The organism is Microcoleus sp. MON1_C1 (genome assembly GCF_036701945.1).
In the GTDB taxonomy this organism is placed as follows: Bacteria; Cyanobacteriota; Cyanobacteriia; order Cyanobacteriales; family Microcoleaceae; genus Microcoleus.
In genome coordinates this window covers 1,611-14,380 of the sequence record NZ_JAUBRO010000023.1, presented here as the reverse complement: position 1 = coordinate 14,380, position 12,770 = coordinate 1,611, and the positions used below count along the sequence as shown (strand labels likewise).

General features: G+C 46.7%; 7 protein-coding genes. 4 read left to right on the top strand and 3 right to left on the bottom strand.

All coding sequences use genetic code 11. The annotated features are described in order from the left end of the window. Positions 1-25 precede the first annotated feature (25 nt). Complete coding sequence (locus tag QUA62_RS14735; protein WP_333404965.1) at positions 26-811, top strand: SDR family oxidoreductase; 786 nt, start codon at positions 26-28, stop codon at positions 809-811. Positions 812-992: 181 nt separating this feature from the next. Here QUA62_RS14735 and QUA62_RS14730 read toward each other — a convergent pair whose 3' ends face one another. Both QUA62_RS14730 and QUA62_RS14725 read right to left on the bottom strand, forming a co-directional pair. Continuing rightward, entirely contained in the window at positions 993-1,748 is a 756-nt protein-coding gene (locus QUA62_RS14730; protein ID WP_333404963.1) for a Fe-Mn family superoxide dismutase, read from the bottom strand. Positions 1,749-1,962: 214 nt separating this feature from the next. After that, positions 1,963-3,147 (bottom strand): aldo/keto reductase, encoded by a 1,185-nt coding sequence (locus QUA62_RS14725; protein ID WP_445301667.1) that lies wholly within the window; start codon positions 3,145-3,147, stop codon positions 1,963-1,965. Here QUA62_RS14725 and QUA62_RS14720 point away from each other — a divergent pair. Next, entirely contained in the window at positions 3,107-3,259 is a 153-nt protein-coding gene (locus tag QUA62_RS14720) for a hypothetical protein (RefSeq protein ID WP_333405080.1), read from the top strand. The genes QUA62_RS14725 and QUA62_RS14720 overlap by 41 nt on opposite strands. 274 nt (positions 3,260-3,533) lie before the next feature. On the opposite strand, the gene rpiA is transcribed toward QUA62_RS14720, so the two are convergent. Further along, entirely contained in the window at positions 3,534-4,250 is a 717-nt protein-coding gene (gene rpiA / locus QUA62_RS14715; RefSeq protein ID WP_333404961.1) for a ribose-5-phosphate isomerase RpiA, read from the bottom strand. 39 nt (positions 4,251-4,289) lie between these two features. Here rpiA and QUA62_RS14710 point away from each other — a divergent pair, with 39 nt between their 5' ends. Together QUA62_RS14710 and QUA62_RS14705 are read left to right on the top strand one after the other, a co-directional pair. Beyond that, on the top strand, positions 4,290-8,741 hold the full coding sequence (locus QUA62_RS14710) for a tetratricopeptide repeat protein (RefSeq protein ID WP_333404959.1): 4,452 nt from the start codon (positions 4,290-4,292) through the stop codon (positions 8,739-8,741). 457 nt (positions 8,742-9,198) lie between these two features. Next, the coding region (locus tag QUA62_RS14705; protein WP_333404957.1) for a choice-of-anchor Y domain-containing protein at positions 9,199-12,770 on the top strand (3,572 nt) is incomplete at its 3' end.

Sequence of the window (12,770 nt, the reverse complement as noted above, 5' to 3'; positions counted from 1 at the left end):
CTATAGCCGTTTTTCAATACTAACTATGCTTGCCAATAAGATTGCACTTGTCACAGGTAGCTCGAAAGGAATTGGTGCTGGCATCGCCCTTGAATTAGCCAAATCGGGTGCAGATATTTGTGTCAACTATTGCGATTCTCCAACATCTGCACTCGAAGTAGTCAACCAGATTCACTCTGTCGGCCGTCGCGCTATCGCGATTCAAGCAGATGTCTCACAGCGCGACCAAGTGGAAAGGATGGTCGATACCTGCGAGCAAGAACTCGGTCAAATCGATATTCTAGTAACAAATGCGATCGCCAGCGTCCGAAACACCTTGCTGGAAACTAAATTTGAGGATTTACAGCGAACACTAGAAATAGGGGTGTATGGTGTGTTTCACATCTGTCAAATAGTCGCCCGCCGTATGGTGGAAAGGAAGGCCCAAGGCTCGATTATCCATATCTCATCCCCGCACGCTCATTTTCCCTATAAAGGTGCTATTGACTACAACACCACCAAAGCAGCCTGTCATCACCTCGTTCTTTCTATGGCGAATGAACTGATGTGGCACAAAATTCGGGTCAACATCCTAGAGCCTGGGTGGACTGATACTCCGGGTGAGCGACGCTGGTATAGCGACGAATTGCTTGAGTCGTTCAGCAACAGAATGCCTCTGGGCCGGATGGGATTCCCGGAAGACTTAGGCAAAGCAGCAGTTTTCCTGGCATCTGATGCGGCTGGCTACATCACGGGCAGCGTGTTAAAGGTAGATGGTGGACTGTACATTGAGGGTAGCCCGAGTTTGACAGCAGAACCTCAAGATAAGTAGGTAGGCGGCATTAAACGAACCATCTAACAGTATGGAAACAGGGCTAAGTCAGCCACGCTTAAGGCTCAGGATATTTTACAATCGTTTACTTACTTAATTGCGTTTTACAGCGCCTACCTACTTAAAACCGAGTTTGTTGTTGGGCTGTTTGCGCTCGATCGCAACAACAAACTTTGTGGAACTAGGCGCTCGCCTTTTCGTAGCGCTTGTTAATTTCTGCCCAATTAACAACATTCCACCAAGCTTTTAAGTAGTCGGCGCGAAGGTTTTGATATTTGAGATAATAAGCGTGTTCCCAAACATCGTTACCCATAATTGGATAGTTGCCATCTATCAAAGGAGTGTCTTGATTTGCCGTAGTTGTAATCTCCAGTTTGCCAGCTTTATTGCGAACTAGCCAAACCCAACCGCTGCCAAAACGCTTAGTGCCGGCATCATTAAATTTTGCTTTAAAATCGTCCACACTGCCGAAAGTTTGCTTAATTGCTGTTGCAATTGCCCCTGTGGGTTCGCCGCCGCCGTTGGGACTCATGATTTCCCAAAACATACTGTGATTTAGGTGTCCGCCGCCATTGTTACGCACGGTTGTGCGAATATCTTCCGGCACTTTGCTCAAATCTCGCAGCATATTTTCAGCACTCATATTTTTGAGTTGCGGGTATTTGCTGACAGCATCGTTGAGGTTTTTAACGTAGGCGGCGTGGTGTTTGTCGTGGTGAAATTGCATTGTCCGCGCATCGATGTGCGGTTCTAAAGCATTGTATTCGTAAGGCAAAGGCGGCAGTGTAAAAGGCCCGGGGGTTTGGGCTATTTTTGGGCTTTCTGCCACTGGACTTACTTGCGATACATTATTTCCTGACGCTTGGCAAGCACCTGCGGTAATAGCTCCGACGGTGGTTGTCAGCAAATACAAGAAATCTCGGCGTTTAAGAGTCATAAAAAGTACCTAAGTGAATTATTAACTGTTTTATCTCAGATTAAAGCAAAATGGGAGTGAGTTGATAAAAAAAGTTGTATCGCCCGAATGGATGAGACGGATGGGCGATGGTTGTGAGAGTTTCTCAAGTATAGGCTAATTGTGTGCGCGTAACTAACTCACGTGCTCCGGTTCACTAATCCGGTTTCTGTCTCGAAACCGGGTTTTTTTTGGATTATTCTTGGGACAAGCGCTGGATGGCTTCGCCTCCAAAAAGCCGATCGGCTGCTTGAAGAATACCGGGAATTTTAGCAGCGTGGGGACTGTGGGCTAGACAGCGGCGCAAGTCTAATTCATCGAGGCGATCGGCTTTTTGGCCGGGGAACCAGTGGCCCGCATTACCTAAAAGGTTGTAGCGCATCTTGCAATAGTCGATCGTATCGTAAGCCTGCGCCAAATTCCACAGCCACAAAATCACATAAATATTAATACCTCCGGGAGTATTTTCTATAGTTGGTAAACCCACGTGCCAAGTCTTAAACCAATCTTCTCCTAATTTATCAATAGCTGCTTTTTCTAACTTTTCTAATATCGGCGGCAAAATTTCATCGGCTCTATCTAACAATTCTAAAACTTTGAGATGCTCATTAAAATCTTCAGGTTTCGCTGCGCCCAAACTCAAAGTGTGTACTTGCGGATGCGACAAACAAAACAAATCATTAAACACCATCGGACTCAGCGGATAGCACAAGTCTACCAATTTTTGCGGCGGGCTGTAAAGTTGACCGCCTTTATCGGAAGGACTGATAATAAAAACGCCCATATCGTGACGTTTAGCAGCTTCAATAGCCGGCCAATTACTTTGATTGATGTAGTACCAGTGCAAGTTAAGATAATCAAATTGATTAGTTTCAATTGTTTTGACAATCACATCCGTCGGGCCGTGAGTTGAGAAACCAATAAACCTAACTTTGCCTTCTGCTTGCAACTTTCTCGCCACATCCACGCAGCCGCCCGGACGCATAGAATCCTCTAGCAATTCCCACGTATTAATGCCGTGTAGCGACAGTAAATCAACGTATTCCAATTGCAAATAAGCTAAGGATTTATCAAATTCTTCGCGAAACTCTTGGGAGTTCGGTTTGGGATTAACTTTCGTTTGCACTATCAACTTTTCGCGGGGAAAGTTTGGAAAAAACCACCCCAATTGCATCTCGGAAGTGCCGTAACCGCGAGCAGTTTCTATGTGATTGATGCCGCATTCAATCGAGTAGCTAATCGTCGCTTCTAGATTTTGTTGATTGTCTGGTGGAATTTCATTGGCTGGCACGTCTTGCCATTTGTACTGATATCTCATGCCACCGCACGAAAAAACGGGCATGGATAATTCTGTGCGACCGAATCTGCGATATTGCATCATCATAATCAAAGTCAAAGCTATAGCAGAAGGAAGAAGGAAGTTCGGCAACGGATTCTGTAACGGATGTAACGGATGTAACGGATGTCAGGAAGTTCGGCAACGGATTCTGTAACGGATGTAACGGATGTCAGGAAGCAGGAAGAAGGAAGCAGGAAGATCTAACAATCCCAAGGGTTTCACTGATTAAGAACTTCTTAATAGTCTTGGCGGTTGCTATAGGGTAAGAAACCTTGTTTTTGGTATTTTTGCCGGTTGTAACTGCCATATTGCAGCATTCTCCTGAACAGGCAAGATGCCTGTTCCACAAAGAGTTTTTGCAGCATTCTCCTGAACAGGCAAGATGCCTGTTCCACAAAGAGTTTTTGACCACCAGTGGGCTGTTTTGACTATTTAGAAATCTCCCGTACTACTGGTTTGCCGTCTTGGATTTCGCCGACTAAAACCAAATCTGTACAGTCTACAAACAAACCATTTTCTAACACACCGGGAATGTTATTCAAGGTTTTTTCCATTTCTCCGGGGTTGGCAATGTCATCAAATTTGACATCGATTACCATATTACCTTGATCGGTAATTACTGGGCCTGCTTTTTTCACGCCCATGCGGAGTTCGGGTTTGCCGCCCAATTTTTCAATGGCGCGCATCACTGGTGTTAATGCCATCGGTATAACTTCGATGGGTACGCGAAAAGTTGAACCCAATTTATCTACGATTTTGGAACTGTCAACTACTACAATAAACTGAGCTGCGAGGTAATCGACTACTTTTTCGCGGGTGTGGGCTGCGCCACCACCTTTAATTAAGTTGAGGTGGGGATCTACTTCATCAGCGCCATCAATAGCCACATCAATTCTGTCAATTTCATCTAGTGTTGTCAGCGGGACTCCGTACTGTTTGGCTAACACTTCTGATTGAAAAGATGTCGGCACTCCCTTGATATCTTTGAGTTCACCTGATTTTATGCGATCGCCCAATGCTTGAATAGTATAAGCTGTAGTTGACCCGGTGCCGAGTCCGACAATCATACCAGATTGTACGCGATCGGCAGCAGCAAAGCCGACTTGCTGTTTCATCAATTTTACGGGATCTTGTTCTGTGGTCATTTTCGGTACTCCTCAATAGTTTTAAAATTATACCATTTAATGAAAATCGGATTTCTTGATACTTATACTTGGGATTACAACATTGAAACTCCTTACCGCGAACCTTTGGGCGGCACTCAGTCGGCTATTTGTTACTTAGCCGAGGCGTTGGCTGCACAGGGAAACGAGGTATTTTTGCTCAACAATACTTCCGAGCCGGGGATGTCGCGCGGCGTTGATTGCAGGCGGCGCGTGGGGGACAAATCTAATTTAGAATTGCTGCGATCGCTCGATTTTTTAGTTATAGTCAATATACTCGGAAAAGCGCTGGAAGTTAAGCCGCTTTTGGGGGAACAAACTCAATTAATTTTGTGGATTCATAACGAACCGGGCTTTGTATTCCTCGAAAATTTTAAAAATGAGCGAGAAATCAATGCTTGCGATGCCTTTGTATTTGTCAGCGACTGGCAGCGCGAGCAATTTCATCGGCGCTTTGGGATTGACTCCAATCGCAGTTGTGTTTTAAGAAATGCGATCGCACCTTGTTTTGCTAACATTTTCGCCGATAATATTTCTATCCTCTCTCATAAATCTCGACCGCCCATTCTAGCTTACACCAGCACTCCATTTCGCGGACTCGATATTTTGTTAAAAGTCTTTCCCGAAATTCGTCAAGCTGTCCCGGGAACCAGATTAAAAGTATTTTCAAGCATGAAAGTACACCAAATAGACGACAATGATAACAAGCTTTTTTTCGGTCAACTTTACCGCCAGTGTCAGGAAACAGAAGGCGTCGAGTACATCGGTTCCGTACCGCAACCCGAACTCGTCCGGCAACTGCGTTCAGTCGCGGTTTTAGCTTACCCGAATACCTATTTAGAAACCTCATCTATTGCCGTGATGGAGGCAATGGCGAGCGGTTGCCGGATTGTGACGAGTGAATTGGCAGCTTTGCCGGAAACAACTGCTGGATTTGCCCGTCTAGTTTCAATGTCAGGGGTGGAAAATTTTGCATCGATAACTAATTGGAAGCGGGCGGGTAAGCCAGATTGGGAGGGATATACAAGGCGGTTTTTAGAGGCGATAGTCGGAGTTTTAAATGAGGGCACGGGTGCGGGTGGCGCAACTGCTGAAAATCCTCTGAGACAGCAGGTAGAATATATAAATCGAGGGTGTACTTGGTCTGTGCGATCCCGAGAGTGGGTAGAATGGTTGAATATTATTAGTGTAAAACCTGTAAGAGTGGCAGAGCAAATGATAACGGAGTCGTTGGTGGATTCAGAAGCAGCTCAAGCATATTTTGTAAAGGGAAATCGGCTGAAAGATGCAGGTGATCTCGGTGGCGCTATCGAGAATTATCAGAAAGCTTTAGAGTTGAATCCAGGAGATGCGGAAGTTCATAAAAAGTTGGCGGAAGTTTATGTTTTGCAAGGAGAATTTGAAAAGGCGATCGCCTCTTGCAATCTCGCGATTAAATTTAAACCTGATTTTGCTGCAGCTTACTTGACAATGGGCAATGCCCAGCACGCTCAAGGCCAACTGGAAATGGCAATTCAAGCTTACTTGCAAGCTTTAGAAATTCAGCCAAAATTTGCCGAAGCTAGCGCGAATCTCGGCAGTATGTATTACAAGTTAGGGCAATTGGAAGAGGCGGCAACTTCTTACCAAAAAGCTCTTGCGATTAATCCTAAATTGTCTGCGGTTAATATGATGTTGGGCAGCGTTTGGCAGCAGCAAGGAAAGTTAGATGCAGCCATTGCTTGCTATCAAAAAGTGCTGCAACAGCAACCGGGAGATGCCAGCGCTGCTGAGAAACTATCGAGTTTGCTCGCACAAAAAGAGCGGGAAACTACCGACAGCAATTTTATCGAATTAGAAACAGAATCAGGGGAATCGCAACCAGTATCTGTGAACAAAGATGAAGGCTACGGCTTGCAGCCTTCGAGCATCAATTTGCCACCAGCGCCCACCACTGAGACTTTAAATACTCCCTTTACAAACCCTGCCGAACTTTCCGAACAAGTTACGTCGCTCAATGTTCCAGATAGCGGACAAGTTGCCAATTTTCAAGAAGTAGAACCCTACAAAAAACTCGCCGAAAACTTTTTAGTTCAAGGTAAAATTAAAGACGCGATCGCAGCGTGTCAGCAAGCGATAAAAATTCGACCGGATTTCATCCATGCTTACGTCACTTTAGGCAATGCTTTGCAAGCAGAAGGCAAAAATGAAGCTGCGATTCGATCGTATTCTCAAGCCCTAGAATTGCGGCCAAACTTTGCGGAAGTGCGCGCCAATATCGGCAGTATGTATTTCAAAATGGGGCGTTTGGAAGAAGCGATCGCCCATTACCAGCAAGCGATTGCCCTCAATCCAGATTTAGCGGGCGCTCACTGGAATTTAGGGAAAGTATATCAGAAACACGGCAACATCCAAGCAGCGATCGCCTGTTTTAAAAGAACATCCGAACTCAACCCGCAGCTAGTCGGTGCAGACTTCCACTTTAACTTAGGTAATCGACTTTTCAGCCAAGGAAAGCGCGACGAAGCCATCGAATGCTACGAAAAAGCGATCGCCATTAAACCGGATTGGGCCGAAGCTTACGGTAACATCGGTAGCGTGCGATCGCAACAAGGCAATCTCGACGCCGCCATCGCTTACTATCAGAAAGCTGTAGCTTTAAAGCCGCAATTAGAAGTTTTGCACTTCAATATAGCCAATTCTTTTTTACAGCAAAACAAGTACGACGAAGCAATTACTAATTACCGAAATACTCTGAAAATCAAGCCCGATTGGCCGGAAGTTCACGCTAACCTCGGCAGTTGTTTTTCCATGCAGGGGCGGCTAGAAGAAGCTTTAGCCAGCTATCAGCAAGCCCTGGCATTAAAACCGGATTGGGCAGAGGTTTACTGCCGCATGGGACACATTCAGAAACAAGATAAGCCGTTGGAGGCGATCGCCAATTTTGAAAAAGCGATTCAATGCAACCCCAAATATAGCGAAGCCTACCAACAATTGTGCGACTTGCTAAGCCATTCCACCAACCTCGCCGGAGCCCGCAGCGTAGCCGACAAATACTGCGAAAACTGCGGCGAAAATGCCCTAGTCATGTCAGCTACAGCCTATGTCTTTTCGTACCTGCAATCAGGTGTCAGCAAACAGGCAATTCAGAAACTCGAAGAAATCGAAAACCTCTGCTACGAAAAGATCGAAAGTTTTAGCGTAATGGAACTAAAACTCCTCTACGAAATCTTCTTGTTTGCAGTTTCTCACCTGCGAGACAATCGCGAAAAAAATGCCAGTTTCTACAGACTCATTGCCAAAGAATACTACCAAAAAGCCGTTCCGCAGCGCCAGCAAGTTAACAGAAGCAACCTAGCCAATTACCGAACAAAAGAACAGCGTCCTTTAAAAATCGGCTTCCTTTCCAAACACTTCCGCCGCCACTCGGTAGGCTGGTGCAGCGAAGCTTTAATTCGCGAATTAAGCCACATCACCCCCCACGTTCACCTTTACGTCACCGGCAAACTCCACCGAGATGAAGTTACGCAGCGGTTTGAAGAAATGGCGGGCAAGTTTTACTGGCCTAAAAAATATCCAAACGGCTTTGCTGACGGCGGTGAAATCTTCGCTGAAGTAGCGCAAGACAACTTGGATGTTTTGATAGACTTAGACTCTATGACAGTGCCAACAAATGTCGAAGTGCTGTATCAATATCCTGCGGGGATTTGCGTGTCTTGGCTGGGATTCGACGCCCCCTACATTTCAGATAATCACTACTTTCTCTGCGACGAACACACTCATCCCCCTGGTGTGGAAAAAAATTACTTAGAACAGTTAGTAAGATTGCCTGTTTGTTCCGTAGCAATTGGCGCACTGCAAAGCATTCCTGTGAATCGAGAGGCGATTAGAAATGCTCTGGGAATTGGCTTGGATCAAATGACTTATCTGTGCGTTGCGCCAGGGAGAAAAACCAATCCCGAAATGGTACGAGCTCAAGTTACAATTCTTAAGGAAGTACCAGATAGTGTGTTAATCCGCAAAGGTCAAGGCGACCCCGATGTTATTCACAGCACTTACCGCCAAGAATGCGAAATTCAGGGAGTAGATTTTGGTCGGATTAAGTTTATAGGACAAACCAGAAGTGAAGAAGAACACCGGGCTATTTATTATGTAGCCGACGTGCTTTTAGATTCCTATCCTTACAACGGCGGGACTCACAATTTAGAGGCTTTGTGGGCGAATTTGCCAGTGGTAACTCGATCCGGCGACCAATATCTTTCGCGCATGGGTTACGCTTTTCTGAAAAGTGCAAATCTTGATGTTGGTGCAGCGTGGAGTTGGGAGGAATACACGCAGTGGGGAGTTAAGTTTGGCGGCGATGCTGGTTTCAGAAATGCGGTGAAAGAGCATTTAATAAAATCTAAACAGCCAGAACATCTCGCACCTTTGTGGAATCCTAAAAAGTTGGCTGAGGATATGTATGAGGTGTTTCAAAAACTGTTAGCTAAATAGGTGGCGCATTGGGCATTGGGCATTGGGCATTGGGCATTGGGCATTGGGCATTGGCATAGCAATCCCTCATCATTTGTGAACTCCTTTCTTACTCTCTTCTCTTCCTCTGTGCCCTCTGCGCCCTCTGCGGTTCAATAAAAAAAGAGATCTCAGGTAGAGAAAAGCGATTTCTGGATATTTTTACCCAACGCCCAGTAAAGTTTTGTAAAAAAATCCGTGGAAATGCCTAAAAATTCTGCGCCGAGTCTGATAGATAAATAGCTGATTCATAGTACCGCGATCGCACTAACTTTATGCCAGTTAGGGCGATCGTTTTTTCGTGGGGCAGGAATTATCCAAAAGTTAAAGATTGCGTAAATTTTTTGACAGCAGGTACAAAAACGGTGACACTCATCAGTAAAATTGCTAGGCTTTTACATTATAAAATTTAACAAAATCATCTACCTTTAGATACATCATGCCCAATATTACCCTCTACGACGCGATTACCAACCTTCCAGCCGGAACGCCCCGCGGCATAGGCACGCCCAGCGGCACCGCCCTTGCTTACGGACAGATACCCTTACCTTCGACAACTCCACCTTTTGTTCCTTCTCTGGCTGCGGGTGCGTTTACGCCAAACACAACGGGCATCAATACTGCCACTATCTACACTCCCAATAGCCCTGCTGGCTATGCGGGTTACACCAATTACAATCCCACATCGCTGCTTCCGGGTCAGACTCCAGCGATCTTGCCGCCTTTCACCGCCCCCACATTAGACCGCACCGCTGGTTATACGATATCTTTTAATGCAGCAATTCCGGCAGAAACTAGCAACCCCAACGGCGCGGGTTTTAGCGTCACAGCTATTAGCAGCGACGGCTTAAACGGTTTAGAATTGGGTTTTAAAAATGGCAGAATATTCGGTCAGTCAGAAAATTTTGTTGAGTCGGAAACAGTTAATTTTAATACCGCTGCCAATAACAATTATGTCCTGAAAGTACAAGGCACTAATTACCAACTTTTTGCAAATTATTCCGCTGATCCCATTTTAACAGGGCCGCTGCGTCAAATCCAGTTTAACCCAGGACAAAGCCAGCCTCCCTTAACTTTCAATCCTTACAGATTGCCGAGTTTCCTATTTTTTGGCGACAATACTGACCAGGGAAGCGCTACATTTCGTTTGGGCAGGATAGCTGTTAATGATTTGCCTGTTGCTAGTCCCGATAGTGCGATCACGACTGTTGGTACGAAGGCAAAAATTAATGTGCTGACTAATGATACTGGTGGCACAAAGGCACTGAAAGTACAGAGTATTACCCAACCAACGGGCGGCACTGTTACTGTTGATGACTGGATTTATGCAGGAGGAAATTTCAGCAATATCGGGGGGCAGTCGCGCAATTTTATTGCCCGGTTGTACGGCAGCGACGGCACGGCAGATCCTACTTTTAACCCCAATGCGAATAGTACAGTCGCAGCGATCGCGATCGATGCAAATGGCAACCCAGTAGTAGGTGGCTATTTCACCAATATCGGTGGGCAGCCGCGCAATTATATTGCTCGGTTGAACAGCAGCAACGGCACCGTAGATCCTACTTTCAACCCCAGTGCGAATAATTCTGTCAGGAAGATCGCGATCGATGCTAACGGCAACCCAGTAGTAGGGGGTGATTTCACCAATATCGGCGGGCAGCCCCGTAACGGAATAGCCCGGTTGAACAGCAGCGACGGTATGGCAGATCCTACTTTTAACCCCAATGCGAATAATTTTGTCAGCGCGATCGCGATCGATGCGAACGGCAACCCAGTAGTAGGGGGCTTGTTCACCAATATCGGCGGGCAGCCGCGCAATTATATTGCTCGGTTGAACAGCAGCAACGGCACGGCAGATCCTACTTTTAACCCCAATGCGGAGAGTAGTGTCGAGGCGATCGCGATCGATGCTAATAACAACCCAGTAGTAGCGGGCGGTTTCACCAATATTGGCGGGCAGCCACGCAACTATATTGCCCGGTTGAACAGCAGCAACGGCACGGCCGATCCTATTTTCAACCCCAGTGCGAATAATCCTGTCAGGAAGATCGCGATCGATGCTAACAACAACCCAGTAGTAGGCGGCCAATTCAGCACTATCGGCGGGCAGCCACGCAACTATATTGCCCGGTTGAACAGCAGCGACGGCACGGCAGATCCTACTTTTAACCCCAATGCGGATGTTTATGTCTATGCGATCGAGATCGATTCTAATAACAACCCAGTAGTAGGCGGCAGTTTCAGCAATATAGGCGGGCAACCCCGCAACAGAATTGCCCGGTTGAACAGCAGCGACGGCACGGCAGACGCTACTTTCAACCCCAATGCGGATGTTCATCTCTATGAGATCGCGATCGACCCCAAACGCAGCATTGTCTACACTCCTAACCCCACTTTCAACGGCCTCGACACCTTCTCCTACACAACTACCGACGGTTACAGTACCTCAACAGCACAAGTCAGCGTCCTCGTCAACAATTCCCCAGTTATAGACAGTTCCGGCACGCCTAATTTAACAGCAATTAACGCCAACGAAACCAACAACAGCGGCACATTAATATCTGCTATTATCGGCAGCAGCATCACCGACCCCAACGACGCCATTTCCCAGCGTCCGAGAGGCATCGCCCTCACAAATTTAGATACTACAAACGGCAGTTGGCAGTATACGACAGACGGCGCTACTTGGAATAATATGACTACTGTTCTTACCGCTGCCACTGCACTGTTGTTAGCAGCAGACGCGACAACTCGCCTCCGTTTTGTTCCCAATAGCAACTACACCGGAACAGTTACTAACGGCATTACTTTCAATGCTTGGGATACAATCACCGGCACTAACGGCAGCACGGCAAATGTGACAGGGGACTTAGAAACTAATGGCGTTTCTAGTCCTTTTAGTACAGCCAGCGAAACAGCCAGCATTACAGTTAGTCCATTACCTGTTATTACTAATATCACATCAACTCAGGCAGATGGAACCTACGCGATCGGTGCAACAATTCCCATTACCCTCACATTCAGTCAACCAGTTACTGTTACAGGTACGCCGCAGCTTACCTTAGCCACAGGCGGTACAGGTACTGTCATTAATTATGCCAGCGGCAGCGGCAGCAATACTCTGACATTTAATTACACAGTAACAGCCGGCAATAGCAGTCTCGACTTAGACTATACCTCGACAACTGCCTTATCTCTCAACGGCGGTACTATTAAGAATTTGACTAATGCTGATGCTGTCTTGACTTTGCCGAATCCGGGTGCAGCTAATTCCTTGGGTCAAAATAAGGCAATAGTAATTGATGGCATTGCGCCCACTGTCAATCCGACGACTATTGCTGATATTACGGTGGCGGGGGGAACCACTCAAGCTTTTACTGTTACTTTTAACGATAATAGTGCGATCGATGTTACAACTCTAGACAGTTCTGACTTTTTAATCAATTGGTCGGGCGGTGGTATTCCTGTTAACTTTGTCAGTGTTGATACTAATACTAATGGCTTGGCGCGGACAGCTACTTATTCATTTACTCCGCCTGGGGGAAGTTGGGATATTGCAGATAATAATCCAACTTACAGTATTAATCTGCAAGGTAATCAAGTTAAAGATACTGCTGGGAATCCTGTAGATGCTACGAGTTTAGGAACTTTCAGCGTTAATATTACCGCGCCAACTCCGACGCCAACTCCGACGCCCACTCCAACGGAAACTCCAACTCCAACGCCAACTCCAACGCCAACTCCGACTCCGACTCCGACCCCGACGCCCACTCCAACGGAAACTCCGACGCCCACTCCAACGGGAACCCCGACTCCGACTCCAACGGAAACTCCGACTCCGACGGAAACGGGAACACCAACTCCGACTCCAACGGGAACACCAACTCCGACTCCGACTCCAACGGAAACGCCGACTCCGACTCCAACGGAAACGCCGACTCCGACTCCAACGGAAACTCCGACTCCGACGGAAACGGGAACACCAACTCCGACTCCAACGGGAACACCAAC